The organism is Flavobacterium magnesitis, assembly GCF_041729735.1.
GTDB lineage: Bacteria > Bacteroidota > Bacteroidia > Flavobacteriales > Flavobacteriaceae > Flavobacterium > Flavobacterium magnesitis.
Window position 1 is genome coordinate 1 of record NZ_JBCFQK010000004.1, and the last position, 26,405, is coordinate 26,405.

The 26,405-nt window shown below is 33.2% G+C and carries 24 protein-coding genes; 14 read left to right on the forward strand and 10 right to left on the reverse strand.

Translation table 11 applies throughout. The features are described from left to right. The 3 genes from AAGV33_RS03945 to AAGV33_RS03955 form a co-directional block, all read left to right on the forward strand. On the forward strand, positions 1 to 973 hold a 973-nt coding region (locus AAGV33_RS03945; protein WP_373390651.1), incomplete at its 5' end, for a gliding motility-associated C-terminal domain-containing protein. Between the two features lie 54 nt (positions 974 to 1,027). After that, positions 1,028 to 1,942, forward strand: a complete 915-nt coding sequence (locus AAGV33_RS03950) for a PorP/SprF family type IX secretion system membrane protein (protein WP_373390652.1) — start codon at positions 1,028 to 1,030, stop codon at positions 1,940 to 1,942. Positions 1,943 to 1,954: 12 nt separating this feature from the next. Next, entirely contained in the window at positions 1,955 to 3,904 is a 1,950-nt protein-coding gene (locus tag AAGV33_RS03955) for an OmpA family protein (RefSeq protein ID WP_373390653.1), read from the forward strand. Positions 3,905 to 4,004: 100 nt separating this feature from the next. Here AAGV33_RS03955 and AAGV33_RS03960 read toward each other — a convergent pair whose 3' ends face one another. From AAGV33_RS03960 to AAGV33_RS03970, 3 genes are all read right to left on the reverse strand, one after another. Continuing rightward, positions 4,005 to 5,078 (reverse strand): glycosyltransferase, encoded by a 1,074-nt coding sequence (locus tag AAGV33_RS03960; protein WP_373390654.1) that lies wholly within the window; start codon positions 5,076 to 5,078, stop codon positions 4,005 to 4,007. Positions 5,079 to 5,309: 231 nt separating this feature from the next. Beyond that, positions 5,310 to 6,566, reverse strand: a complete 1,257-nt coding sequence (locus tag AAGV33_RS03965; protein ID WP_373390655.1) for an aspartate kinase — start codon at positions 6,564 to 6,566, stop codon at positions 5,310 to 5,312. Positions 6,567 to 6,655: 89 nt separating this feature from the next. Then, positions 6,656 to 7,162 carry a GNAT family N-acetyltransferase gene (locus tag AAGV33_RS03970; protein WP_373390656.1) on the reverse strand — a complete coding sequence of 169 codons (507 nt, stop codon included), beginning with the start codon at positions 7,160 to 7,162 and terminating at the stop codon, positions 6,656 to 6,658. Between the two features lie 171 nt (positions 7,163 to 7,333). Between AAGV33_RS03970 and fbp the strand changes: the two genes are divergently transcribed. Further along, positions 7,334 to 8,347 (forward strand): class 1 fructose-bisphosphatase, encoded by a 1,014-nt coding sequence (gene fbp, locus AAGV33_RS03975; RefSeq protein ID WP_373390861.1) that lies wholly within the window; start codon positions 7,334 to 7,336, stop codon positions 8,345 to 8,347. 61 nt (positions 8,348 to 8,408) lie between these two features. Beyond that, positions 8,409 to 8,783, forward strand: coding sequence for a hypothetical protein (locus AAGV33_RS03980; RefSeq protein ID WP_373390657.1), 375 nt, complete (start codon positions 8,409 to 8,411; stop codon positions 8,781 to 8,783). A gap of 158 nt (positions 8,784 to 8,941) precedes the next feature. Here AAGV33_RS03980 and AAGV33_RS03985 read toward each other — a convergent pair whose 3' ends face one another. Then, positions 8,942 to 9,373: a tellurite resistance TerB family protein gene (locus AAGV33_RS03985; RefSeq protein WP_373390658.1), complete on the reverse strand. Its 432-nt coding sequence runs from the start codon at positions 9,371 to 9,373 to the stop codon at positions 8,942 to 8,944. A gap of 226 nt (positions 9,374 to 9,599) precedes the next feature. On the opposite strand from AAGV33_RS03985, the gene AAGV33_RS03990 reads away from it, so the two are divergent. From AAGV33_RS03990 to AAGV33_RS04000, 3 genes are read left to right on the forward strand one after another with little or no spacing between them, the layout of a single operon-like run. Continuing rightward, a complete protein-coding gene (locus AAGV33_RS03990) occupies positions 9,600 to 10,193 on the forward strand; it encodes a HupE/UreJ family protein (protein ID WP_373390862.1) in 594 nt (197 codons plus the stop codon). 3 nt (positions 10,194 to 10,196) lie between these two features. Next, a complete protein-coding gene (locus AAGV33_RS03995; RefSeq protein ID WP_373390659.1) occupies positions 10,197 to 10,646 on the forward strand; it encodes a deoxycytidylate deaminase in 450 nt (149 codons plus the stop codon). Continuing rightward, positions 10,630 to 12,204, forward strand: a complete 1,575-nt coding sequence (locus AAGV33_RS04000) for a S41 family peptidase (RefSeq protein ID WP_373390660.1) — start codon at positions 10,630 to 10,632, stop codon at positions 12,202 to 12,204. Before AAGV33_RS03995 ends, AAGV33_RS04000 begins: the two co-directional genes overlap by 17 nt. A 14-nt stretch (positions 12,205 to 12,218) precedes the next feature. Here the strand turns inward: AAGV33_RS04000 and AAGV33_RS04005 are convergent, their stop codons facing one another. The 3 genes from AAGV33_RS04005 to AAGV33_RS04015 all read right to left on the reverse strand — a co-directional run bounded on the left by AAGV33_RS04005 (position 12,219) and on the right by AAGV33_RS04015 (position 13,733). Next, positions 12,219 to 12,824 carry an FAD-dependent oxidoreductase gene (locus tag AAGV33_RS04005; protein WP_373390661.1) on the reverse strand — a complete coding sequence of 202 codons (606 nt, stop codon included), beginning with the start codon at positions 12,822 to 12,824 and terminating at the stop codon, positions 12,219 to 12,221. 8 nt (positions 12,825 to 12,832) lie between these two features. Further along, a complete protein-coding gene (locus AAGV33_RS04010) occupies positions 12,833 to 13,033 on the reverse strand; it encodes a hypothetical protein (protein WP_373390662.1) in 201 nt (66 codons plus the stop codon). Between the two features lie 121 nt (positions 13,034 to 13,154). Further along, positions 13,155 to 13,733: a MarC family protein gene (locus tag AAGV33_RS04015; protein ID WP_373390663.1), complete on the reverse strand. Its 579-nt coding sequence runs from the start codon at positions 13,731 to 13,733 to the stop codon at positions 13,155 to 13,157. A 205-nt stretch (positions 13,734 to 13,938) separates the two neighbouring features. Between AAGV33_RS04015 and AAGV33_RS04020 the strand changes: the two genes are divergently transcribed. From AAGV33_RS04020 to AAGV33_RS04035, 4 genes are all read left to right on the forward strand, one after another. Next, positions 13,939 to 14,517: a DUF3109 family protein gene (locus AAGV33_RS04020; protein ID WP_373390664.1), complete on the forward strand. Its 579-nt coding sequence runs from the start codon at positions 13,939 to 13,941 to the stop codon at positions 14,515 to 14,517. A gap of 250 nt (positions 14,518 to 14,767) precedes the next feature. Beyond that, positions 14,768 to 15,757 (forward strand): ribonucleotide-diphosphate reductase subunit beta, encoded by a 990-nt coding sequence (locus AAGV33_RS04025; protein WP_373390665.1) that lies wholly within the window; start codon positions 14,768 to 14,770, stop codon positions 15,755 to 15,757. Positions 15,758 to 15,912: 155 nt separating this feature from the next. Further along, entirely contained in the window at positions 15,913 to 18,306 is a 2,394-nt protein-coding gene (locus AAGV33_RS04030; RefSeq protein WP_373390666.1) for a ribonucleoside-diphosphate reductase subunit alpha, read from the forward strand. Positions 18,307 to 18,460: 154 nt separating this feature from the next. Continuing rightward, entirely contained in the window at positions 18,461 to 18,958 is a 498-nt protein-coding gene (locus AAGV33_RS04035) for an RDD family protein (protein WP_373390667.1), read from the forward strand. A gap of 48 nt (positions 18,959 to 19,006) precedes the next feature. On the opposite strand, the gene metE is transcribed toward AAGV33_RS04035, so the two are convergent. Beyond that, positions 19,007 to 21,331 carry a 5-methyltetrahydropteroyltriglutamate--homocysteine S-methyltransferase gene (gene metE, locus AAGV33_RS04040; protein ID WP_373390668.1) on the reverse strand — a complete coding sequence of 775 codons (2,325 nt, stop codon included), beginning with the start codon at positions 21,329 to 21,331 and terminating at the stop codon, positions 19,007 to 19,009. Positions 21,332 to 21,486: 155 nt separating this feature from the next. On the opposite strand from metE, the gene AAGV33_RS04045 reads away from it, so the two are divergent. Together AAGV33_RS04045 and AAGV33_RS04050 are read left to right on the forward strand one after the other, a co-directional pair. After that, on the forward strand, positions 21,487 to 21,948 hold the full coding sequence (locus tag AAGV33_RS04045) for an Lrp/AsnC family transcriptional regulator (RefSeq protein WP_373390669.1): 462 nt from the start codon (positions 21,487 to 21,489) through the stop codon (positions 21,946 to 21,948). An 80-nt stretch (positions 21,949 to 22,028) separates the two neighbouring features. Continuing rightward, the gene (locus AAGV33_RS04050; RefSeq protein ID WP_373390670.1) at positions 22,029 to 23,375 is read left to right on the forward strand and encodes a deoxyguanosinetriphosphate triphosphohydrolase; all 1,347 of its coding nucleotides are present in this window, start codon (positions 22,029 to 22,031) and stop codon (positions 23,373 to 23,375) included. A 4-nt stretch (positions 23,376 to 23,379) separates the two neighbouring features. Here AAGV33_RS04050 and AAGV33_RS04055 read toward each other — a convergent pair whose 3' ends face one another. Both AAGV33_RS04055 and AAGV33_RS04060 read right to left on the reverse strand, forming a co-directional pair. Further along, positions 23,380 to 24,549, reverse strand: coding sequence for a DUF3078 domain-containing protein (locus AAGV33_RS04055; protein ID WP_373390671.1), 1,170 nt, complete (start codon positions 24,547 to 24,549; stop codon positions 23,380 to 23,382). A gap of 31 nt (positions 24,550 to 24,580) precedes the next feature. Then, positions 24,581 to 26,368, reverse strand: a complete 1,788-nt coding sequence (locus tag AAGV33_RS04060) for a 1-deoxy-D-xylulose-5-phosphate synthase (protein ID WP_373390672.1) — start codon at positions 26,366 to 26,368, stop codon at positions 24,581 to 24,583. Positions 26,369 to 26,405: the final 37 nt, after the last annotated feature.

Genomic DNA, 26,405 nt, shown 5'->3' on the forward strand with positions numbered 1-26,405 from the left:
GTACACCTTTACAGTAACCAATACAGGAAACGTAACAGTAGATAATATTGTAATCAATGATGCAAAACTAGGAGTGACTAATTTAGCATTAGTTCCATCAACTTTAGCACCATCAGCAACAGGAGTAGTAACACAAGATTACGCTATCACTCAGGCTGATATTGATGCTAGGAAAGTAACTAATACGGCTATCGCAAAAGGACAAGATCCAAAAGGAGTTGATGTTGAGGATATCTCAGGAACAGCAGTAGATAATGATGAGCCAACAGTTACAGATTTACCAGAAAATGGAAAAATCGCATTAATACTAAAAGGTGAATTACAAGATGAAAATCAAGATGGACTAGCTCAGATAGGGGAGACTATTAGATATGAATACACTATTATGAATATGGGAGATGTTCCATTGTCTAATGTATGGATTCAAGATGCAATGGTTGGTTTAGGTATGAATTCAGGAACAATTGACTTACCAATTGGAGCTATGGACAGTACTACTTTCTCTTCAACGTATGTACTTACTCAGGCTGATATCATAGCAGGAAATGTTAGTAATCAAGCTACAGTGTTTGGTACAACTCCATTAGGAAGTGTGGTTCAGGATTTATCACATGATACCAGTCCACTGGAAGATGGCTTTACTGTTATAGATGTAGATGGTTGTCAATTAGCCATATTCAATGCTGTTTCGCCAAATTCAGGAACAGAGTATGAGAGAATTTTATACATCAGAGGATTAGATTGTTATCCAGATAATACAGTTCAAATATTTGACCGTTGGGGTGTAAAAGTGTATGAGGTTAATGGTTATGACAACAATACGAAAGCCTTTAGAGGAATTTCTGAAGGAAGAGTAACAGTAAATCAATCAAAAGGGTTAGCAGATGGAACCTATTTCTATATAATCAATTATGTAGATAAAGATGGTAAAGGCAATAACAAATCAGGCTACCTGCATTTAATTAATGATTAATAAATGCAGAATACGAAAAAGAAAGGTTCTTTTAGAATAATTAAAATTAATAGTATGAAAACAAATTCTATAATAATACTTCTGTTGTTAGTAATGGTGTCTGGTTTTGCCCAACAAGATTCGCAATACACACATTATATGTATAACACCATTAATATTAATCCTGCTTATGCTGGTAGTCGAGGAGTAACAAGTATTTTTGGGTTACACCGTACACAATGGGTAGGATTAGATGGTGCACCTACTACAAATGCATTTTCTATCAATTCACCAATACAAAATTCAAGATTAGGTATTGGAGTTTCATTTGTTAATGATAAGATTGGGGCTTCGGATCAAAACAACATTTCTGCAGATTTATCTTATACGATTCCAACATCTGAAAAGTACGATTTGTCTTTTGGTATAAAAGCTTCTGCAGACTTATTAAATGTAGATTATACTAAGCTAAATCGTTATGATTTGAATAATCCAAGATTTCAAAACAATATCGATAATGCTTTTTCTCCAAACATAGGAGCTGGTGTTTACTACCATTCTGATAAGTTGTATTTAGGTTTCTCGGTTCCAAGATTCTTGAAGATAAAACATTTTGATGACAACACTTCAACTGCGATTAACGATAAGTTACATTATTATTTAATGGGAGGATATGTTTTTGATGTAAGTCCAACTGTCAAATTAAAACCAAGTGTTCTGACTAAAATGGTGTCTGGAGCACCTTTGCAAGTAGATGTGGCAGCTAATGTGCTGTTGCAAGATAAATTCTCATTAGGTCTTTCTTGGAGATGGAGTGCTGCTGCAACAGCGATGGCGGGAATTCAAATTACAGATGGACTACTTGTAGGTTATAGTTATGATTTTGACACAACCAGTTTAGAGAACTATAATTCAGGTTCTCATGAAATATTCTTACGCTTTGAACTATTTAATGTTCAAAGAAGAATAATAACTCCAAGATTTTTCTAAAATAAATAGCTTATGAAAAAGTATTACATATCCATATTATTGTTTAGCTTTTTTGCTTTACAACTCACAGCACAGGTAAGTTCTAAGGATAGCAAAGCAGATAAAGAGTACGATAGATTCGCTTATATTGACGCAATCAAAACATACGAACGCATGTATGAAAGAGGATATAAGTCGCCAGATATGCTATTGAAATTTGCCAATGCTTATTATTTTAATGGTGATTTAGAAAATGCAGCAAAGTATTACAAAGAGCTGTTTGCTACAGAAACAATTGTCGCTCCCGAATGTTATTACCGTTATGCTCAGTCTTTAAAATCGATTAAAGAATACGAAAAGGCAGATGAGATGATGGCAAAATTTAATAAAGAAAACGGTAACGATTTGAGAGCTAAACTAGCCAGTACTCAAAAAGATTATCTTGAAGTTATTAAAAAAAATTCAGGCCGATATGATATTGAAAATGCTGGAATCAATTCAAAATATTCTGATTATGGAAGTTCCTATTACAACGGGAATTTAATTTTTACTACTGCTCGTGATACTGGAAATTTTGTAAAACGTATGGATCCTTGGACAGGAGAAGGTTTTACTAATTTGTATCAGGCTAGCATTGATTCTGATGGTTTTTTGAAAGATGTAAAAAGAGCATTTAAAAACTTGAATACGAAGTTTCATGAGTCTACGCCAGTTTTTACTAAGGATGCTAAAACAGTTTATTTTACTCGAAATAACTACAATAAGGGAAAAAAAGGAAAAGATGATAATCAAACCACTTTATTGAAAGTTTACAAAGCAACTTTAAATGGACAAAATTGGGAAAATGTTACCGAATTGCCTTTTAATAGTGACAATTACAGTGTAGCACATCCAGCGCTGAGCTTTGACGAAAAGACCTTATACTTCGCTTCAGACATGCCTGGAACTATAGGACAATCGGATATTTACAAAGTAAGTATCAATGAAGATGGAACTTATGGAACTCCAGAAAATTTAGGAAAAGGAATCAATACTGAAGGAAGGGAGACTTTTCCTTTTATCACTAAAAAGAATGAACTTTATTTTGCTTCTGACGGTCATCCAGGTTTAGGAGGAATGGACGTATTTGTTTCAAAAGCAAGGCAAGATGGAACTTTTACTGATGTTTTAAATGTAGGTGAACCTTTAAATAGTTCTAAAGACGATTTCGCTTTATTGTTTAATATAGAAACTAAAATCGGTTATGTTACTTCTAACAGAGATGGTGGTGTAGGAGGAGATGATATTTACAAAGTTAAGGAAAACAGACCAATAGAATATCCATGTGAACAATTTTTAGAAGGTACAGTATCTGATTTAGAAACGCGTGAACTGATTGCCAATGCTAAAGTAAGCTTATATAGTAGTAGCTATAAACTGTTAAAATCAACTACTACAAATGATAAAGGAGAGTTTGATTTCGGTCAGGTTGATTGCGATGCTAAATATTATATTAAAACAGAAAAGGAAGAGTATAATACAGATGAAATTGCTACAACAATTACTGATAATACAGGAAAAACAATTGTTCCTATTACAATAGAAAAAACACTTAAAAAAGTAACTGTTGGAGATGATATTGCTAAAGTATTTGGAATAAAAATCATCTATTTCGATTTAAATAAATTTAATATCCGTCCGGATGCGGCTTTAGAATTATCTAAGATTTTAGACGTTATGGTGCAAAATCCAATGATTAAAATTGATATCCGTTCGCATACTGATAGTAGAAATACAGCAGCATACAATGAAAGGCTTTCTGAAAGAAGAGCTGCTTCAACAAAAGAATGGTTGATTCAAAACGGGATTGACAAATCACGTTTGGCTGCCAGAGGTTACGGAGAATCTCAATTAGTAAACAAATGTGCTGATGGTGTTGAATGTACTGAAGAAGAACATCAAGCCAACAGACGAAGTGAGTTTGTAATTGTTTCTATAGAATAACTAAGTTTTTAGTTAGGTTAGTTTTTGTATGGTTATCCTATAACGGGGGTTATTTAGGGTAACGTTTTAAACGCACTAATCGACCATGTAATGTGGTTGATTAGTGTTCGTTTAAAAATACATTAAAAATTTCTGGCCAATTTAAATCGGATTTTATTTCAGAAAGTCCTTTGTAGTTATCAATTTCATTTAAATTTTTAATAGTAAAGAGGTTTTGTTCGATGTAAGGAACAAGACCTTCTTTTTTTAATTTTTTAGCTAAGTATTCTTGCTCATATTGTCCTGGAGTAGGAATAAAAAAAGCTTTTTTATTCAGTTTTGATAAATCCATTATCGAAGTATATCCTGAGCGGCAAATAATAGTATTACTTTCGTTTAAAGCTTGTTCAAGCTGGCGACTGTGCATGAAATTATAAAAAGTAACATGGTCTCTTTGTTCTTTTACTTGCTCTTTTTCTATAATTCCTTTTATAAAAAGTATCTTCCCATTATAAAAAGAAATTTCTTTTTTCAATTTCTCTTCTAGTAATCCTCTTTGTGGTTCAGGGCCAGAAAGTATGATCATTAAATCATATTTTTTTTCCACTTTTTTAGGATTCATTCGGCTCAACGGGCCAATGTATTTGATGTTTAAGTCAGGGTTTTTTAAATGACTTAATTCACCCGCTAAATTAGGCGAGCCAATGGTGTCCGGAACCCAGCATTCCGTATATTTTTTTATAATATTTTGATGTAACAAACTAGTAATCCACGTAGTGTTCCCAGTCATTACATTCAGTTGATGCGTGATAAATACCGAAGGTACTTTTTTACTGAATACGCCAAGTCTGTTGTCAGAAATAATGCCGTCTATATCATGTTTTTTAACCCATTTTTTGACTAATCTTTTTTCTTCTAAAATGGCTTCAATCATTCTAGGACAATTTTTTAGCAGTTTCCATTTAAAATATTTGCCATTTTTAGCATATTCTATTTCGTAAGAGGGCAATTCAAGGAATTTGAGATAAGGAAACTCTTTTTTTAATAAGTCCAAAGCTATTCCATCTGAAGCAATAATAGGAATGTGGTTGTTGTCTTGTAGTGCTTTAATAATAGGAATACATCGCGTTGCATGACCTAAACCCCAATTTAATGGTGCTACTAAAATTGTTTTACTAGGAGTGTTTAAATTCATTTTTTATTCATTTAAATGATAAAAATAGTTAAACAAAGTTTTTATTAGCCAGCTTAAGAATTATCAAACTATTAAGTTATTATTTCTTAATCTAATTATCAATCTTAGATTGGATTTTAGACCATTGAGAAGTAAAAATAATCTTTTTTTAGGAGGGTTGGGGTGAGGCAAAAAAAAGACACTATGTTTAATGTAAAACACAGTGTCTTTTAGAAAATATATAAAAAACGTTTAGTTTTCTTTGGTTACAATTTGCATCGTTTCAGTACCTAATTGTTTTAAGAGTACTGTTTTTCCTTCTACCACTGTTTGAGCAGCAGTCTCGTTAAAGTGTCTAATGGTGTACAAAGTAACATTTTCGTTGTAGCCTACTTTGAATTTTTTAGACAAAATTGCAAGTAAATCTTTAAAGTTACCAAACTTGTCTTCCACACACACAGAGAAACTAATAGCCGAGTTTTGAATTAAGTTTACTTTAATTTTAAATTCGTGGAATAAAGCAAAAATCTCGCTGATATTTTCTTCCATAATGAATGAAAAATCGATAGAAGAAAGCGAAATCAATAATTGTTCTCTTTTTACAATAAAACAAGGCATGAATGGCTCTAAAGCAGCTCCTTTGCTTACAACCGTTCCTTTTAATAAAGGATTAATAAATGATTTTACAAGCAAAGGAATTTCCTTTTTTTGTAAAGGTTGTAATGTTTTTGGGTGAATTACTGTTGCACCGTAAAAGGCTAATTCGATTGCTTCTCTATAAGATATTTGGTTTAACAAACTAGCGTTTTCAAAATACCTTGGGTCAGCATTCATCACTCCAGGAACGTCTTTCCAGATCGTAACACTTTCGGCATTCAAGCAATAAGCAAAAATAGCAGCCGTGTAATCTGAACCTTCACGACCTAAAGTAGTAGTGAAATTATTTTCGTCAGAACCTAAAAATCCTTGAGTAATGTTTAATACTTTCGATTTGAAATTATTAGCAATATTTTTTTGAGTCAATTCCCAATCCACTTCTGCATCTCTGTAATTAGCATTTGTTTTAATGTAATTACGCACATCAATCCATTCGGTTTTAATGTCCATGAAACTCATAAAACGACTTAAAATTGTAGTCGAAATCAACTCACCATAACTTACAATCTGGTCGTAAACAAAATTATAATTTGGTGATTTGTTATGTGATAAGAAATATTCTAAATCAGAGAAAAGGGTGTTTACCGCTTCAAATACTTCATGTTTATCATCTTCGAATAAATCCAATAATATTTGATTGTGGTATTTTTTTATCTCTTGTACTGATGCACTCAGTTCAGTCGATTTATCGAAATAGTTTTTGATTACTAACTCCAGTGCATTAGTAGTTTTCCCCATTGCCGAAACCACTAATAATACATCTTCGTAACCTGCTTTTTGTAAAACGTCGTACACGTTTCTTATTCCGGCAGCATCCTTTACAGATGCACCACCAAATTTAAATACTTTCATTTTAAATTAAGATTTCAGACTTCAGATTTCAGATTTATCGCTGAAATTTTAAAGTCGTTATTTGTTATATATTTATTATTTTCTAATTTTTATTTCAATTTATTCTTAATGAAATCGGCAATTCCTGCTTCATCCATTTGAGCAACATGCCATTCTTTTAATACTTTAGCACCTGTTTTTTCGTAAAAATTAATTGCCGGTGTATTCCAGTCTAGTACATTCCAATCAATTCTTTTTACCTTATCTTTTTCAGCCTGTTTGATAATTTCTGAATACAAAGCATAGCCAATTCCTTTGCCTTTCATGTTGTTTTTTACTACCAAATCTTCAAGGTGGATTATTTTTCCTTTCCAAGTAGAATAGCGGTAATAATAGAACGCAATACCCACAATTTCTTTCGTGTCTTCATTTTTGCTAGCTTCCGATTCTACTTCGGCAACAAAAACATGAAACAGCGGTTGGGGACCAAAACCATCTCTTATCAAATCGTCTACTGTTATTTTGACAGCATCAGGTTCTTTTTCAAAATCGGCTAATTCTTGAATTAAGCTAAGAACAGCCGTCATATCGTCTTTTTGACCAACTCTAATATTCATAAATTCGTATAATTAGGCTTTGAAAATTCACAATAAGTTGTGTTGAAATTCTATTACGTTGTAAATCCTTAGCAAATATACAATACTGACAAACTAAGTAAGTTTTATTGAATCATTATCACAAAAAAAACGATATTTGTGACTTCAAATTCAAATTATATCGATTTCGTAATGGAAGAAAGCAGTAAAACCTTAGGAGAATTTATTATTGAAAATCAAAAAGCATTTCAATATTCATCGGGTGAATTATCTCGAATAATCAATTCAATACGTTTAGCCGCAAAAGTGGTGAGTTATAAAGTAAATAAAGCGGGCTTAATTGATATTACAGGAGCAGCAGGTGAACAAAATATTCAAGGAGAAGATCAGCAAAAATTAGATGTGTATGCAAATGAAGTTTTTATTCAAACTTTAAAAAACCGTGAAATTGTTTGCGGAATTGCATCCGAAGAAAATGATGATTTTATTACTGTTGAAGGAAACGATAAAGGACATAAAAATAAATATGTGGTTTTAATGGATCCTTTAGACGGTTCGTCTAATATTGATGTAAATGTTTCAGTAGGAACAGTTTTTTCGGTTTATAGAAGAACAACTCCAGTAGGGACACCAGTTACAATAGAAGATTTTTTACAACCAGGAACCATGCAAGTTGCTGCGGGATATGTAATCTACGGAACATCAACCATGTTAGTTTATACAACAGGTCATGGTGTAAATGGTTTTACTTTAAACCCAGCCATTGGTACTTTTTACCTTTCGCATCCTGATATGAAATTTTCTAAAGACGGACATATTTATTCTATCAACGAAGGGAATTACATTCAGTTTCCTCAAGGAGTTAAAGATTATATTAAATATTGCCAATCTGAAGAAGAAGATCGACCTTATGTTTCAAGATATATTGGTAGTTTAGTTTCGGATATTCATAGAAATATGATAAAAGGCGGGATTTATATTTACCCTACAAGTTCTAAAGCCCCTAAAGGGAAATTAAGATTGTTGTACGAATGCAACCCACTGGCATTTATTGCTGAACAAGCTGGAGGAAAAGCTTCGGATGGATTTAAAAGAATAATGGAAATTAAACCAACGGAATTGCACGAACGTGTGCCGTTTTTCTGCGGAAGTTACAACATGGTAACTAAGGCAGAAGAATTTATGTTAAAAGCAAAACAATCATAATATTTTATTTTCTCAACGCAACCTTTTATATTTTCAATATCTTTTAAATAAAATAGAATTTATGAGGAAAATATTGATTTTAGTTATAATGACTGTAGGTTTATTTGGTTGTTCCAATGATGATACATCCGAATTAAGGATTCGATTGTCGAATGCGAGTAAATTTAATTTCCAAAATATCAAAGTAAATACTTCAACCGATGATGTGAATTTTGAGAATATTGTCCCAGGACAGAATACGGTATATAAAATATTTGATACCGCTTATAGTTATGCATTTGTTGAATTACAAATTGACGGAAAAACATATACATTACAACCAATTGATTATGTTGGAGAAATTCCACTTGAAAAAGGAAATTATACATATGAAATTTCTGCAAATGATTCACAAGAGCAACATGGGAAATTGAGTTTGGTATTAATTAAAGATTAAAAATACCAGAAATAAATCCATGGCTGTAAATTGAGGTATTTATAAATCATTCAATATTCCACTTATCAGTCTCTAGTCCTGCAAAAGTGATACAGGATTAATAAAACAAAAAAGCTCTTGAGAAATCAAGAGCTTTTTCATTATGGAAACAAATAGGATTATTTGTGCATATTTTGCATTTCGTAAGCAAAAGTATCAAAATCTACTTTTTTGTCTACTAAAGATAAGGCTTTTGCAATAATATAATTAACGTTACCAGGTGTAAATCCTAAACCAACTGCAATTTTCTTTAAAATTACTTCTTGTTTGTCACCTAATTGGTGATCCACATGAACCATTCTGGCTAAATCATATAAACGCTCTATTCTTTGAGTGTACAAATAAGGAGGATTGATTGGGTGAATCGCTGGATTTTCTAAAATTTCTTCATACTCTGAAGGGGCAATTTCAAGTTTCGTGGCTAATTTGTCTAAGAAACCTTTTTCTTCAGCAGATACAATACCATCAGCTAGAGCAATACGAACAATCGCAGAGAAATGCCCCTTATTTCTTTGTTTAAATTCGCTATCAAATAAATCTGAAAATGACATAATTATTGTGTTTTTTTATTCGGCAAATATAATTCAATTTTTAAATTATTAATTTTCTTTTGAATTTTATTTAACGAGATAAGCTAAATAATACGAATGCTTTTGCGTTTAAGTTCAATAGCTCTGGTATAATGATAAATTGTTCTAAAGGATTTACCAAATTGGATAGAGAGGTTTCAAAATTAATCGTAAGTTTACATTCCTTTATCAATAAAATAGCATAATGATGTCCCAATTTTTAATCTACTTTCAATTAGGATTAAAACATATTTTAAATATCTATTCCTACGACCATATTTTGTTTTTAATTGCACTCGCAATTCCGCTTTCGTTTAAAGACTGGAAACGAATTTTAGTACTGGTCAGCACATTTACTCTTGGTCATACTGTAGCTTTGTTATTGTCAATTTATGGTATTATTACAGTTAAAGTGGCTGTAGTTGAATTGTTAATTCCGTTTACAATTTTAATAGTCGCCTTGTTTCATCTTTTTACGGCAGGGAAATCCGGCAAGAAAGAAAGTGTTAATTTGGTTTTCTTTATTACGCTTTTCTTCGGAATTATCCATGGTTTAGGGTTTTTGAATACTTTTAATTCCATTCATCGCGGAACATCAATTTCTAAGTTGCTTGCTGTGCTAGAATTTGCATTAGGTATCGAAGTGGGACAGTTAGTGGTAGTTCTTATTGTTTTAATTATAGCTTATATTGTTCAAACCGTTTTTAGATTTTCTAAAAGAGATTGGACATTGGTTATGTCAGCATTTATTATTGGAGTAGTTTTGCCAATTATTATAGGGAATAAAATTTGGTTACGATAAATTATGGAACAAAGAAAATTAAATAAATACGATAAAGCCTATCTCCGTATTGCTAAGGAGTGGGGACTTTTGTCTTACTGTAAACGCAAGCAAGTAGGAGCTATTATTGTAAAAGACAGAATGATTATTTCGGATGGATATAATGGAACGCCTTCTGGTTTTGATAATTGCTGCGAAGACGAAGAAGGTTTAACCCGATGGGATGTTTTGCATGCCGAAGCCAATGCGATTCTTAAAGTAGCAAGATCGACTCAATCCTGCGAAGGAGCAACACTTTATATTACACTTTCTCCTTGTAAAGAATGTAGCAAATTAATTCATCAATCTGGAATTAAAAGAGTGGTGTATCAAAACGGATATCGTGACGATTCTGGAATTCAATTTTTAAAAAAAGCAGGTGTAATTGTGGATCATATTCCAGAATTAGAAGAAAAAAGTGAAAATAAATTATAAATACATACCCGTTTATATTAGTATCATCCTGGCTATTGGGATATTTATTGGTGGATCGTTGCAGTTTTTTAATCAAAATGATTTTTTGGTTACTAGTAATTCTAAGGCAAAACTCAATCAGTTAATTGATTTTATAGATAATGAATATGTTGATGAATTAGATACAGATTCTATTGTCGATAAAACAGTCGATAATATTTTAGCGCAATTAGATCCACATTCGGTTTACATTCCGCCAAGTGAACAAGTAGAAGTTGCTGAAAACATGAAAGGCGATTTTGTGGGTATTGGCGTGCGTTTTTATATTTTTAAAGATACGGTTGCTATTATTCAATCTATAGAAAATGGCCCTTCGGCAAAAGCAGGAATCAAACCCGGAGACCGAATTTTATATGCCGATGGAACAAAACTATTCGGACGAAAACTACCAACCGATTCTTTGTATACAAAGTTGAAAGGAAAAGAAGGTTCCAAAGTAGTTTTGACTGTTTATAGAAAATCCGAAAAGAGAAACATTAAGTTTACTATAAAGCGTGGCGTTGTTCCGCTTAAAAGTGTAGATGTTGGTTTGATGTTAAATTCGTCTACAGCTTACATTAAAATCAATCGTTTTGCTGAGACAACCTACAAGGAATTTAAATCTAATTTAACCCGACTTAAAAATCAAGGTGCTAAATCTCTAGTAATTGATCTTCGTGATAATGGAGGCGGTTACATGGAAGAAGCCATTGCCATTGCGGACGAATTATTAGCTGATAGAAAGTTGATTGTTTTTACAAAAAATAAAAAAGGAAGAGTCGATAAAACATTTGCTACTAAAAAAGGCGATTTTGAAACGGGTAAATTGTTTGTTTTAATTAACGAAAATTCAGCTTCAGCCAGCGAAATTCTTGCAGGTGCAGTTCAGGATAATGACAGAGGAACTATTGTGGGACGACGTTCTTTTGGAAAAGGATTGGTACAGCGCGAAATGGATTTTGAAGATGGTTCGGCTGTTCGGTTGACTGTAGCTCGTTATTATACGCCAACAGGAAGATCGATTCAAAAGCCTTATGTTAAAGGAGCTGAGCAATATTTTAAAGAATCAGAATTGCGTTTTAGAAATGGCGAATTGTATGATAAAGACAGTATAAAAATAGCAGATACTTTAAAATTTAAAACGCCAAAAGGGAAAATTGTTTACGGTGGTGGCGGAATTGTTCCAGATGTTTTTGTGCCAATCGAATTTGAAAATGCCGATGAAGCAACTGCTTATTTAATGGAATCGGGTATTTTAGGAAATTTTGTTTTCGAACAATTGGATAAAAATAGAAACATTTTTAAAGATCTTACGTTTGAACAATTTCTAAGCAAGATGAATGCAACAGATTTGTATTTTAATCTTTTCGAAAAATTTATTTCTAAACATGTAAAAGGAATTCGATTAGAACAAAGCAAATCAGTGGTAAAACGATATATCAATGCAGAATTTGCGAAACAATTGTACGGCGAAAATGCGTATTATGATATTGTTTTGAAAGAAGATGTTATGCTTAAGAAGGTGTTGAGTAAAAAATAACAAACTTGTTTTGTTTATCGAATGCTATCGTGAGCGTGAGTTTGCGTTCCGTTATTCCATAAAGTAAGAATATCGGTGGCAACGGCTGCGCCACTTCCGGCAGCAATAGCAAGCTGGCTTCTCCATCCGGCTAATGTTCCAATAACGTAAATGCCTTCAGCTACTTTATGATCGCTGTTTTTTAATTGTATTCTTTGTTTTTCAGGAAGTGCTTTTTGATGCGGAATTACATATTGCATTAATCCTTCGATTGCAAATGTATTTGCTGATCCAATGCCTATTACAATCGCTTTAGTTTTGTAACTATTTTTATTGGTAATTATTGTAAAGTTATCAGCTTCTCCTTCAATACGAAGTGCTTTTTCGTTTTGAATTTGTGTAATGTGAGGATACGTTTGATTTAGGTGTTCGGTACTTTCACTAAGTAATTCAGAGCCTAATTTTCCCGCAGGAATTCCATAAGCATTATTGAATAAGGCGTCTTGAAGAGAGGATGCTTTTTGATGTGAAAATATGCCGATTTTTTTATCAGATACAAAACTTTTGTTTTTGGCTGAGCCAAGAACTAAAGCGCATGACATTCCCGAAACTCCACCTCCAATTATAAGTACGTCAAACATAAAGTTTATTATTTGTCATTCATTTTATCTTCTATTTTTTTAGACATTCTAAAAATCACTAGAATTAGGATGGCACAACAAGAAGCAGCAATTCCAATAAAAGCTACTGCATTGTCTCCGCCAAATAAATTATTGAAATCCAATTGAGTGATGTTGAAAATAACAAGAGCTGCTGCTAGAAACACTAAGATGTTAGTAAAGATTTTCATGATATTTATTTTGACTTGTAGTTTTTTAAAAAAGAAATCTGTTTCTTGATTCAGGGTGTTGTATAAAAATTCAGATTGTCGCTACAGGCTAAATTATGGGGTAAAATTATAAAAAAATAGTTTATACGAATAGACCTTTAACATTAGCGGCAAATAATTTAACAGCAATAGCTAAAAGTACTACTCCAAAAGCCTTTCGGATTACTCCAAGGCCATCTTTTCCAAGGATTTTCTCAATTTTTGCAGATAATTTTAATACGATGTATACTAATATGATGTTCAGTACGATTGCAATTACAATATTTATAGTGTGAAATTGAGAACGTAAAGAAAGTAAGGTTGTCATAGTTCCTGCTCCAGCAATTAAAGGAAATGCAAGAGGTACTATTGAAGCGGAGCTAGCTTCTTCATCACGATAAATACGAATCCCTAAAATCATTTCTAAGGCTATAAAAAACAGCACAAAAGAACCTGCTACTGCAAACGAACTTACATCAATTCCAATAATGCTTAAGAAATCTTCTCCAATGAAAAGAAATACAAGCATGATTAATCCGGCTACTAATGAAGCTTTTTCAGATTCAATATGACCGTGTTTGTTTCTCAAATCTGCAATAATAGGTATAGATCCTACAATGTCTATTACTGCAAATAATACCATTCCAACTGTGATAATTTCTTTTAGGTCAAATTGCATCATAGTATTTTTTTTAGCAAAGGAAGATTTTAGTTTTTAATATAGGAATTCATTGAATGAAAAGAATGAATTAAAGATAAAATTATTTTTTGAGATACTCTAGTATGATTTTTTTAAAATGTTAATTTCCTTTTTGTCATTGTGCTATTCTCGTTTTTAATAACAGAATAGCCTATCTTTGTGGCTTATAATTTAGTGTTTTAAAGTTATGTTTCAATTAGGAAAAACCATCGTTTCAGAGGATATTTTAGAAAAGGATTTTGTTTGTAATTTATCCGCTTGTCATGGTGCTTGTTGTGTTGATGGAGATGCTGGAGCACCTTTAAGTGAAGAGGAAACTAAAATTTTGGAACAAATATATCCTAAAGTGAAACCTTTTTTACGCAAAGAAGGAATTGCTGCAATTGAAGCTCAGGGTACTTGGGTAAAAGGAACAGATGGTGATCTGGAAACTCCATTAATTGACAATAAGGATTGTGCTTATGTGATTTTTGATGGAAAAACCGCTCTTTGTGGTGTGGAGCAAGCGTACAACCAAGGGCTTGTAGAATGGAAAAAACCAGTTTCTTGTCATTTGTATCCCATTCGAGTAAAAGATTTTACAGAGTTTGCAGCGGTTAATTATGACAAATGGGATATTTGTGATGATGCCTGTTCATTAGGTAAAGAATTAGAAGTTCCAGTTTATAAATTCGTTAAAGAAGCTTTGATTAGAAGGTTTGGTGAAGATTGGTATTTAGAGCTTGAAACAGTGGCTCAAGAATGGAAAAAAACGAAGTCAAAATAAAATATTTTTTTCTTGTTTTGTATTATTTAAATCCTATATTTTACGGTATTCTACCTGTTTTTTTATTTTTTAATTTATTGATATTTAATTAGTTGGTTAATTTGTAAAAAGAAGACTAGTTTTTAATCTTTGTTAAAAACTAGAGGGTATTGTGAATAAGTTTGACTTTTAATTCCCGCAATATTTCACAATCTTTGTAAAGCTTCAAAAAGCAAAAAATATCCTTAAATCTCATTAAAATAAAATACCGATGTCGCAAATTGAACCCATTTTACAAGAGAATAAAAATCGTTTCGTAATCTTTCCTATTAAACACCATGATATCTGGGAATGGTATAAAAAAATGGAGGCTAGTTTCTGGACAGCGGAAGAAATAGATTTATCTCAAGACTTACACGATTGGAACAATAAGTTGAATTCGGACGAGAAATACTTTATCAAACATATATTAGCTTTTTTTGCTGCTTCTGACGGAATTGTAAATGAAAATTTAGCAGAGAATTTCGTGAACGAAGTGCAATATGCTGAAGCTAAATTTTTCTATGGTTTCCAAATTATGATGGAAAACATTCATAGTGAAACCTATTCACTTTTGATTGATACTTATGTAAAAGACGAAACAGAAAAAGACGAATTATTCAATGCTTTAGACGTTTTTCCAGCAATTAGAAAAAAAGCCGATTGGGCTTTAAAATGGATCGAATCAGATTCTTTTGCTGAAAGATTGATTGCTTTTGCAGCCGTAGAAGGAATTTTCTTTTCAGGAGCTTTTTGTTCTATTTATTGGTTAAAAAAACGTGGTTTAATGCCAGGTTTGACTTTTTCTAACGAATTGATTTCTCGTGACGAAGGTGTTCACTGTGATTTTGCGGTGCATTTGCACAATCATCACTTGGTAAACAAAGTGTCTAAAGAAAGAATCAAAGAAATCATTGTTGATGCTTTGAATATTGAAAGAGAATTTATCACTGAGTCACTTCCTGTAAGTTTGATAGGAATGAATTCAGGTTTGATGACTCAATATTTAGAATTTGTTACGGATAGATTGTTAGTAGAATTAGAATGCGAAAGAGTGTACAACACTGCAAATCCATTTGATTTTATGGATATGATTTCACTTCAGGGAAAAACAAATTTCTTTGAGAAAAAAGTATCTGAATATCAAAAATCAGGCGTCTTGAACAGCGGAACGGGTAATGATTCTGATGCTCAGAAAATTTCTTTCGATGCTGATTTTTAAAAAATTACCACAAAGACACTAAGTCACAAAGAAAAGACTTGGTTTCGTGAGTGGAAAAAATAAGCACTTTGTGTCTTAGCGCCTTAGTGGCAAAAAAATGTTACAAATAACCAAAAACAGCGAAGGGATTTTCTGTTTTACAAAATCAAAAATGTATGTACGTAGTAAAAAGAGACGGCCACAAAGAGCCAGTAATGTTCGACAAAATCACAGAAAGAATTAAAAAACTTTGCTATGGTTTAAATGATTTAGTGGATGCCGTAAAAGTGGCAATGCGCGTGATTGAAGGATTGTATGATGGAGTTTCTACGTCAGAATTAGATAATTTAGCAGCCGAGACTGCGGCTTCGATGACTATTGCGCATCCGGATTATGCACAATTAGCAGCGAGAATTGCAATTTCGAACCTGCATTCGAATACAAAAAAATCATTTACGGAAACAATGACCGAAATGTATTATTATGTAAATCCAAGAAACGGTCAAAAAGCACCATTAATCTCGGATGAAGTGTTTAAAGTAATACAAGAAAATTCAGAATTTCTAGATTCTCATATCATTTATAACAGAGATTTTAATTATGATTATTTTGGTTTCAAAACTTTAGAACGTTCTTATTTATTGAAAATAAACGGAAAAATTGTTGAGAGACCACAACACATGTTAATGCGTGTTGCTGTTGGAATTCACTTAGATGATTTAGCAGCTGTTTTAGAAACTTATGACTTAATGTCTAAAAAGTTCTTTACACATGCTACTCCAACATTATTTAATGCAGGAACACCAAAACCTCAAATGTCTTCTTGTTTCCTTTTGGCAATGCAAGATGATAGTATTGATGGAATTTATGATACTTTAAAACAAACCGCTAAAATCTCGCAATCAGCGGGAGGAATAGGTCTTTCTATTCATAACGTTCGTGCTACAGGTTCTTATATTCGTGGAACAAATGGAACTTCAAACGGAATTGTTCCAATGTTGAGAGTATTTAATGATACCGCTCGTTATGTAGATCAAGGTGGTGGAAAACGTAAAGGTAGTTTTGCTATTTATATCGAAACCTGGCATGCTGATATTTTCGAATTCTTAGATTTGAAAAAGAATACAGGAAAAGAAGAAATGCGTGCCAGAGATTTATTCTTCGCGATGTGGACTTCTGATTTGTTCATGAAACGTGTGCAGGACGATGCAGCTTGGACTTTAATGTGTCCTAACGAATGTCCAGGATTGTATGATGTATATGGAGACGAGTTTGAAGCAATGTACATTGATTATGAAAACCGTGGAAAAGGTAGAAAAACCATCAGAGCTCGTGAATTATGGGAGAAAATTCTGGAATCTCAAATTGAGACTGGAACGCCATACATGTTGTATAAAGATTCAGTTAACCGTAAATCGAACCAAAAGAATTTAGGAGTGATACGTTCTTCTAACTTGTGTACCGAAATTATGGAGTACACTTCTAAGGACGAAATTGCAGTTTGTAACTTGGCTTCACTTTCATTACCAATGTTTGTTGATAACGGAAAATTCGATCACGAAGCTTTATTTAATGTTACTAAACGTGTAACTAGAAACTTGAACAAGGTAATTGATAGAAATTATTACCCAGTTCAGGAAGCAGAAAATTCTAACCTTCGTCATAGACCAATTGGTTTAGGAGTACAAGGATTAGCCGATGCTTTCATTATGTTGCGTATGCCGTTTACAAGTGAGGAAGCTAAGAAATTAAACCAGGAAATTTTTGAAACCTTATACTTTGCTGCCGTAACCGCTTCTATGGAAATGGCTAAAGAAGAAGGTCATTATTTAACTTATCCAGGTTCTCCAATTTCTCAAGGAGAATTCCAACACAATATGTGGGGCTTGAAAGACGAAGAGTTGTCAGGACGTTGGGATTGGGCTGCATTGCGTAAAGAAGTGATGAAATATGGAGTTCGTAATTCATTGTTAGTGGCGCCAATGCCTACGGCTTCTACATCTCAAATTTTAGGAAACAACGAAGCTTTCGAACCGTATACTTCTAATATTTATACACGTCGTGTATTATCTGGAGAATTTATTGTGGTAAACAAACATTTATTGCACGATTTAGTAGATCGCGGATTGTGGAACGAAAGTTTGAAACAAGAAATCATGCGTCACAACGGTTCTGTTCAAAATATTGATATCATTCCTCAAGACTTGAAAGAATTGTATAAAACGGTTTGGGAAATGTCAATGAAGGATATTATTGATATGTCTCGTCAAAGAGGATATTTTATTGACCAATCACAATCGTTGAACTTGTTTATGCAAGATGCTAATTATGCTAAATTAACTTCGATGCACTTCTACGCTTGGCAATCAGGATTGAAAACAGGAATGTATTATTTAAGAACAAAATCGGCAGTAGATGCAATTAAGTTTACCTTAAATAATGATAAAAAAGAACAGCCAGTTGCTGCTGAAGAAGTAAAAACGGAAGCAATTGATATTAACGAATATAAAGCTATGATTCTTCAAGCTCAGGCAGGTGGTCCAGAGGATTGCGAAATGTGTGGAGCGTAATCTAGAAAATAGAATAAAAAAGAAACAGCTATCAATTTTGGTAGCTGTTTTTTTGTTTTGATAGAAGTTTAAAATACTATTTGTCTCGGTTTTTAGCATATATTTTACTATATTTGAGATAGTTCATTATTTATTAATGCTAAAAAATTATGCTATGAAAAACGAAGGATTTACAATCACAGATGATTTGCAGGCAAGCCAACTCCAGCGTTTTCTTAATCTAATTATTGATTTATTATTTATTTATATTCTGGTATTAAGTTTAGGAACCACTATTATTTTGGTTGCTTTATCAGTTGATAATTTTGCGCTTTCTAATTGGGTAACCAACTTAAGTGCTGTTGAAATTGGTTTTTATACTGCTATAGTTGCCTTTTTGTATTATTACATTACCGAGGTTTATTTTTCTCGCACTATTGCTAAATTATTAACTCGTACCATTGTTGTTAATACAGATGGAACTAAACCATCAAAAAGAATTGTTTTTATTAGAACCTGTTGTCGTTTTATTCCTTTTGAAGCTTTTACTTTTTTAAGAAAAAATGGATTGGGTTTACATGATGAATATTCTAAAACATTTGTGGTTAGAAAAGGAGAATTAATCAAAAAGAGAAAAGAAAACGGTGCTTTAGAAACTGTTGTTCAGTTTTAAAATTGAAAAAAGTCCTAGTTCAAATCGAAGAACTAGGACTTTTTTTATTTATACTGTTGCAGTATTTTCAACGGCAACTCGCATTTGTTGTGCGGCAGCAACCATTTCGATTAGAGCTTTTTTAGTTTCGTCCCAATGTCTGGTTTTTAAACCACAATCAGGATTTACCCAAAGCTTATCTACAGGAACAACAGCGGATGCTTTTTCTAATAATTGTACCATTTCATTTCGGGATGGAACTCGTGGCGAGTGAATGTCATACACTCCAGGACCAATTTCGTTAGGGTACTTAAAATCAGCAAAAACATCCAATAATTCCATTTGCGAACGCGAACATTCAATGGTGATTACATCGGCATCCATATCGGCAATATTTTGAATGATGTCGTTGAATTCGCTGTAGCACATGTGCGTGTGGATTTGCGTATCGTCTTTTACACCACTGGCCGAAATTCTAAACGCTTTGATTGCCCAATCCAAATAGTTTGCCCATTCTTCTTTACGCAAAGGCAATCCTTCACGAATGGCTGGTTCATCAATTTGAATGATTTTGATTCCTGCTTTTTCTAAATCAACTACTTCATCACGAATCGCCAAAGCAATTTGTGTACAGGTTTCAGAATGGGGCTGATCGTTACGAACAAACGACCATTGCAAGATGGTTACGGGGCCAGTCAACATTCCTTTTACCCATTTTGGTGTAAGCGATTGTGCAAATTCAGCCCATTTTACCGTCATTGGAGTTGGTCTAGAAACATCACCATAAATAACTGGAGGTTTTACACAACGGCTACCATAACTTTGAACCCAACCGTTTTTGGTAAACGTAAATCCGTCTAATTGTTCTCCAAAATATTCTACCATATCATTACGTTCAAATTCTCCGTGAACCAAAACATCTATTCCAGTTTCTTCCTGAAAACGGATGGTTTCTTCGGTTTCTTTTTGTAATAAATCATCGTATTGCTGTTGCGTCAATTGACCGCTTTTGAATTTGGCTCTCCAGCTACGTATCTCTGCTGTCTGTGGAAAAGAACCAATTGTTGTAGTTGGAAACAAAGGAAGATTCAAGGCGTCAATTTGACTTTTTCTTCTTTTTGCAAAAGTATTTTCTCTTTGATCATCGCCAGTTGTGATACTCGCTACACGATTTTTAACTCCTTCGTTATGGATTAATTTCGAAGTTTTTCGGTTTTTATTAGCAATAGTATTTTGCTGAAATGAAACAGAATCAACCAGACTTATTTCGTCCAGAGCAAAGTTTTGAAGCAATACAATTTCTTCTATTTTTTGTTTGGCAAAAGCTAGCCATTGTTTGATTTCAGGTGTCAATGTAGCTTCATTGGTTTCCAAATCTAAATCGCACGGACTGTGAATAAGCGAACAAGACGGTGCAATCAAAATTCGGTCTTTGCCTAAAGCATCAGTTGCTTTTTTGATAGTTGCCAAAGATTTTTTGAAATCATTTTTCCAGATGTTTCTTCCATCAACCACTCCCAGAGAAAGATTCACGTTGCCAGCCAATTTTCCTGAATCTAAAATATCATCCAATTGAGATGAACAACGAACCAAATCTAAGTGTAAAGTATGAACTGGCAAAGCTAAAACAGTCTCTAGATTCTCTCCAAAACAGTCAAAATAATTCGCTAAAATTATTTTTAAAGCAGGGAATTTTTTGTTGATTTCATTGTAAACGTAAGTAATTGCATTGCGTTCTTTATCGGTTAAATTCAAAGCTAAAAATGGCTCGTCTAGCTGAATGTATTCGGCTCCTTCGTTTTGTAAAGCGGTAAGAATTTCAAAATATACAGGCAATAATTTTTCGATCAAATCAATTCGGTGAAAATCTGCTTCTTTTTCTTTTCCCAATAACAAATAAGTTACAGGTCCTATAAGAACTGGTTTTGTAGTGATTCCTAATTTTTTAGATTCGACAAATTCTTTGATTATTTTGGTTGAAAACAATTCGAATTTTTGGTTTTTTGTAAATTCAGGAACTATATAATGATAATTGGTGTCAAACCATTTGGTCATTTCCATTGCTACAACATCTTGTCCTTCTTTTTGCGAACCTCTTGCCATAGCAAAATACAAATCTAAAGGAGAATTGGCTTTAGCAATTTCGCTGTAACGATTCGGAATTACTCCCAAAGTAAGCGTTAAATCTAAGACCTGATCGTAGAAAGAAAAATCATTAGAAGGAATTAAATCGATTCCTGCTTTGGCTTGTAATTGCCAGTTTGCAGCACGAATGTTTTTTCCAACTTCTAATAATTCATCTGCAGTGATTTTTCCAGCCCAGTATAATTCGCTGGCTTTTTTTAGTTCTCTATTGTTACCAATTCTTGGATAACCTAAATTATTTGTTTTCATTTTTTAAAGTATTTTTTACTGTACAAATGTATTGTAATGGTTTTTTATACTTATAAATCTTATTTATTTTAGTAAAATGATGTTTTTTTAGTCTTTTTTACAGTAATTTGTATGGAATAGGTGCTTGTAATATCCCTTTGACAGTAAAAAAAACTATGGAAAACTTAGATAAAATCGATTTACAGATATTAAAACACTTGCAAGAGAACTCGAATATCAATACAAAAGAGCTGGCAAGTAAATTATTCCTGACAGTTACTCCTGTTTATGAACGTATCAAAAGACTGGAAAGAGATGGTTATATTATGAAGTATGTGGCTTTATTAGACAAGAAAAAACTTAATCTTGGAATGACTGTTTTTTGTAATGTTCGACTGAAAGAACATGCAAGAAATGTGGGAAGTAATTTTGTAAAAGATATCGTTGCACTTCCAGAAATCATAGAGTGTTATAACATTGCTGGCGATTATGATTTTATGCTGAAAATTTTGGTAGAAGATATGTCCAGTTATCAGGATTTTGTGATGAATAAATTATCTACCATCGAAAATATTGGTTATACCCAAAGTATTTTTGTAATGGGGGAGATTAAGTATAGTACGGAACTGAGTTTTTAAAAAAGTTGGACGTTTTCGTATGGAAAAAGTCTTAAAATAAAACGTATTTTTGGTTTTTAAATCTGAATTAAAAAATCAACATGAACTGGGAACAACTTTTATCTTTAAAACGTCAGGGCGATACAAGCAAAAGATTACGAATTGAGCAAGACGACACCCGATTGGGCTTTGAGGTCGATTATGATCGTATTATTTTCTCGGCTGCGTTTAGAAGTTTACAAGATAAAACACAGGTTATTCCGCTTTCCAAAACTGATTTTGTGCACACTCGATTGACACACAGTTTAGAAGTTTCGGTTGTGGGACGTTCTTTGGGACGTTTGGTTGGAAAAAAAATCATCGAAAAATATCCGCATTTAAAAGAAGTCCATGGTTTCCACATGAACGATTTTGGAGCTATCGTCGCTGCAGCATCGTTAGCGCACGATATTGGAAATCCACCATTTGGTCATTCGGGAGAGAAAGCCATAGGAGAGTATTTTTCGAACGGAAAAGGCCAGAAATACAAAGAGCATTTAACTGCCAAACAATGGCAGGATTTAATTCATTTTGAAGGCAATGCCAATGGTTTTTCGGTAATGACTTCCAGTCGTCCCGGAATTGAAGGCGGATTGCGTATTTCGTATGCTACTCTGGGCGCTTTTATGAAATATCCTAAAGAGAGTTTGCCTAAAAAACCAACCCGAAATATCTCAGATAAAAAATACGGATTCTTTCAGGCAGACAAAGCTTTTTTCCAGGAAGCGGCAAAAGATATGGGTTTAATCCCAAATAAATCAGGTGATGATATTGGTTTTGAAAGACATCCGCTGGCTTATCTTGTTGAAGCAGCAGATGATATTTGTTACACCATTATTGATTTTGAAGACGGAATTAATTTAGGTTTGGTTTCAGAAGATTTTGCTTTGGAATACCTAATTAAATTGGTAAAAGATAGTATTAATACTGCGAAATATAAAACTTTGGAAACTAAAGAAGACCGAATCAGTTATTTGCGAGCTTTGGCAATAAGTAGTTTGATAAACGATGCGGTTAAAGTTTTTATTGCCAATGAAGAATCAATTTTAGAAGGGAAATTTCCTTTTGCATTAATGGATAAAAGCAAGTACAAGGCACAAATGGATGATATTATCAAAATTAGTATTGATAATATTTACCAAAGCCGGGAAGTTATTGAAAAAGAATTGGTGGGTTACCAAATCATACAAACTTTGCTTGATAGATTTATTACAGCTTATGACAATAAATTCAACGGCACCGCTTCTAATTATGACAAATTAATTCTCAAATTAATGCCAGAGAAACATCATTTAGAAAAAGAAAATCTTTACGATCGATTGTTACATATTTGCCATTATGTTTCGTTACTTACTGATGGAAATGCGCTGGAATTATATGAAACAATAAATGGTACAAAAAAACGATAATGGATTAAAATGCATAAGTTAATCCCACACCTAAAACTTGTTTTATTTGTGTTTTTGGACCTTCAGTAACTTGTACTCCGGCTACTTCAGTTTTATTTTTGATGTCGTCATCATAAATAATTCTAGCACCTATGTTTGCTCTTACATATTGATTTACCACTAAATTCAGCGCTAAATCACAGTCTACATCGACATTTCCAAATTTGTTGATGTAATCTGAATAGAGACTCACATTACTTACAAAGATAACGTTTTTGGAAATTTCACTTTTATAATGATTTGTGACTAAAACACCGACTTCATTTTTAGCTCTTCTTCCTCGTTTAAGGACGTTTCCTTCTTCATCATAAATAGCTTTTTCAACACCAAAAGATCCTAAGTTTGCTAGAGTTTCATCCCAGACCAAAGTTGCTTTATAAGTAAAAGGAGATGCATAAAAAACAAGATCTTTCTTTTTCTTGCTATACTCAGCTCCAGTTCCTAAAAACATATAAGCAGGTGCAAATAGTCTGGAAATAGGATTGCTTTTGTCTGGATATTTGTAACCGTTGGTCAACTGAGTATTAAAGTTTAGTTTTCCGGAGTGATACCAGTTGCTTTTTGGGTCTCTTCGGTATCCAAAAGTAGAGTCAAATCGAAAAGCATCATCTGTTTTACGGAGTTCAATTCCATCCTGTTTGTTCATTCCGTATCTAATACTGAGTTCATTCACCCATTTTGTGTATTTTCTCTCGTATGTTCTGTTAAAATCCCCTTTGAGTAGTCCGGAAATGGAACTGGTTCCACCCGCACTCCAGTTTACAAATGCAATTTCCGAGATATCAAATCCTAGAATGTTTTTTCCTTTCCAATGAGAATAATGTGCCTCTATTTGTACTATTTCAGGAATAGTAACTATTCTTGCAAGAGTATATTTTAGTTTCTGTGGGTCTGGTTTTTGATAAAAGTTGTCATCTAATACTGATACAATTATTTTTCTTACAGAATCTTTCACAATGGTATCGTTTACTACAAGAACAGGGGTTGTTTGTGGAGTTATATTCTTCAATTTAGGAATAGTAGCCGTCCTTACAGAGTCTTTTAAAATGGTGTCGTTTAATATCTGCGAAAAAACAGAAGTACTTGTTAAGAATATAAATGCAATTATAATTTTTTTGAAGTCTTGTAGTTTCATTATTAAATTGAAATTTGGGTTGCGAAAATTACTAATTTATATAACTTAAAAAAAGTAACTTTAGTGTTTTAACGTCAATTCCGCAACATTGTTGTAATTGATTTACAGTTCCTTGCTCAATAAATTTATCTGAAATTCCTAATGTTTTAATACTATTCTGATAATTGTTGTGAGCGGCAAATTCGAGAATTCCACTTCCGAAACCACCAATAACTGTGCCATCTTCTATTGTGATGATGTTTTTGAATTTTTTAAATATTTCGTGTAATGCTTTTTCGTCCAGTGGTTTAACAAAAGCAAAATCATAATGTGCAATTTGATCTGAGTTTTCAATCTCTTCTAATGCTAAACTTACATTGTTCCCGATGGTTCCATTCGATAAAACAGCTATTTCTGAACCTTCTTTAACACAATTTGCTTCGCCAATAGTGATTTTTTGATAGTTGCCAAAATGTTCTTTTTTCCAATCAGCAATAATGCCTCGACCTCTTGGATATCTTATTGCAATTGGTAATTCTAAATCTAATTGGGCAGTGTATAATATGTTTTGCAACGCAATTTCATTGGCAGGAGCATAAATAATTAGATTAGGAATGCAGCGTAAATAAGCGATATCAAAAACACCGTGATGTGTTGCTCCGTCTTCGCCAACAAGACCAGCTCTGTCCAAACAAAAAATAACAGGCAGTTTTTGCAAAGCCACATCATGAATGACCTGATCATAGGCTCTTTGTAAAAAAGTAGAGTAAATATTACAATAAACAATCAAACCTTGAGTGGCCATTCCAGCGGCCAAGGTTACGGCATGTTGTTCGGCAATGCCTACATCAAAAGCACGATCTGGCAAGGCGTCCATCATGAATTTTAGCGAACTTCCCGTAGGCATGGCGGGAGTGATTCCAACTATTCTTTTGTTTTTTTGTGCCAAATCTAAAATAGTCAACCCAAAAACGTCCTGATATTTCGGAGGAAGATTTTCTTCTATTTTGGGAATAATTTCTCCAGTTAGGGCATCAAATTTTCCTGGAGCATGATATTGTACCTGATTTTCTTCGGCTTGTAGTAATCCTTTTCCTTTTTTGGTAATTACATGAAGAAATTTTGGTCCTTTTATTTTTTGTAAACGCTTTAGTTCTTTAATGACGGCAAAAATATCGTTTCCATCAATGGGTCCTGAATAATTAAAATTCAAGGATTTTATCATGTTGTTTTGCCTCGGATTCTTGCCTTCTTTTACTGCAGTAAGGTAGTTTTTCAAAGCACCAACACTCGGGTCAATCCCGATGGCATTATCGTTAAGAATAACTAATAAATTAGCATTAGTTACTCCGGCATGATTCAATCCTTCAAAAGCCATCCCTGAAGCTATCGAAGCATCGCCAATTACAGCAATATGTTGTTTTTCGAAATCACCATTAATATTAGATGCAATTGCCATTCCCAAAGCTGCCGAAATAGAAGTTGAGGAGTGGCCTACGCCAAAAGCATCATAGATACTTTCGCATCTTTTTGGAAAACCAGAAATACCGTCTAGTTGGCGATTAGTATGAAAAATGGCTCTCCGACCCGTTAGAATTTTATGTCCGTAAGCCTGATGACCCACGTCCCAAATTAATGCATCATCAGGTGTATTGAAAACATAATGCAAAGCAATGGTTAATTCGATAACTCCTAAACTAGCGCCCAAATGTCCTTCTTTTACCGAAACAATATCAATAATAAAGTCACGTAATTCTTGTGCTACTTGAGGAAGTTGGGCTTCGTCAAGTTGGCGTAAATCAGTTGGGTTATTTATGTTTGAAAGCAAATTTTCTGGCATAAGGCAAATGTACGAATTGAATGCTGTATTTTTGCCG

Coding starts and splice junctions, on each gene's coding strand:
- AAGV33_RS03950 (WP_373390652.1), top strand. CDS start 1,028: ATGAAAACAAATTCTATAATAATACTTCTGTTGTTAGTAATGGTGTCT.
- AAGV33_RS03955 (WP_373390653.1), top strand. CDS start 1,955: ATGAAAAAGTATTACATATCCATATTATTGTTTAGCTTTTTTGCTTTA.
- AAGV33_RS03960 (WP_373390654.1), bottom strand. CDS start 5,078: ATGAATTTAAACACTCCTAGTAAAACAATTTTAGTAGCACCATTAAAT.
- AAGV33_RS03965 (WP_373390655.1), bottom strand. CDS start 6,566: ATGAAAGTATTTAAATTTGGTGGTGCATCTGTAAAGGATGCTGCCGGA.
- AAGV33_RS03970 (WP_373390656.1), bottom strand. CDS start 7,162: ATGAATATTAGAGTTGGTCAAAAAGACGATATGACGGCTGTTCTTAGC.
- fbp (WP_373390861.1), top strand. CDS start 7,334: ATGGAAGAAAGCAGTAAAACCTTAGGAGAATTTATTATTGAAAATCAA.
- AAGV33_RS03980 (WP_373390657.1), top strand. CDS start 8,409: ATGAGGAAAATATTGATTTTAGTTATAATGACTGTAGGTTTATTTGGT.
- AAGV33_RS03985 (WP_373390658.1), bottom strand. CDS start 9,373: ATGTCATTTTCAGATTTATTTGATAGCGAATTTAAACAAAGAAATAAG.
- AAGV33_RS03990 (WP_373390862.1), top strand. CDS start 9,600: ATGTCCCAATTTTTAATCTACTTTCAATTAGGATTAAAACATATTTTA.
- AAGV33_RS03995 (WP_373390659.1), top strand. CDS start 10,197: ATGGAACAAAGAAAATTAAATAAATACGATAAAGCCTATCTCCGTATT.
- AAGV33_RS04005 (WP_373390661.1), bottom strand. CDS start 12,824: ATGTTTGACGTACTTATAATTGGAGGTGGAGTTTCGGGAATGTCATGC.
- AAGV33_RS04010 (WP_373390662.1), bottom strand. CDS start 13,033: ATGAAAATCTTTACTAACATCTTAGTGTTTCTAGCAGCAGCTCTTGTT.
- AAGV33_RS04015 (WP_373390663.1), bottom strand. CDS start 13,733: ATGATGCAATTTGACCTAAAAGAAATTATCACAGTTGGAATGGTATTA.
- AAGV33_RS04020 (WP_373390664.1), top strand. CDS start 13,939: ATGTTTCAATTAGGAAAAACCATCGTTTCAGAGGATATTTTAGAAAAG.
- AAGV33_RS04025 (WP_373390665.1), top strand. CDS start 14,768: ATGTCGCAAATTGAACCCATTTTACAAGAGAATAAAAATCGTTTCGTA.
- AAGV33_RS04030 (WP_373390666.1), top strand. CDS start 15,913: ATGTACGTAGTAAAAAGAGACGGCCACAAAGAGCCAGTAATGTTCGAC.
- AAGV33_RS04035 (WP_373390667.1), top strand. CDS start 18,461: ATGAAAAACGAAGGATTTACAATCACAGATGATTTGCAGGCAAGCCAA.
- metE (WP_373390668.1), bottom strand. CDS start 21,331: ATGAAAACAAATAATTTAGGTTATCCAAGAATTGGTAACAATAGAGAA.
- AAGV33_RS04045 (WP_373390669.1), top strand. CDS start 21,487: ATGGAAAACTTAGATAAAATCGATTTACAGATATTAAAACACTTGCAA.
- AAGV33_RS04050 (WP_373390670.1), top strand. CDS start 22,029: ATGAACTGGGAACAACTTTTATCTTTAAAACGTCAGGGCGATACAAGC.
- AAGV33_RS04055 (WP_373390671.1), bottom strand. CDS start 24,549: ATGAAACTACAAGACTTCAAAAAAATTATAATTGCATTTATATTCTTA.
- AAGV33_RS04060 (WP_373390672.1), bottom strand. CDS start 26,368: ATGCCAGAAAATTTGCTTTCAAACATAAATAACCCAACTGATTTACGC.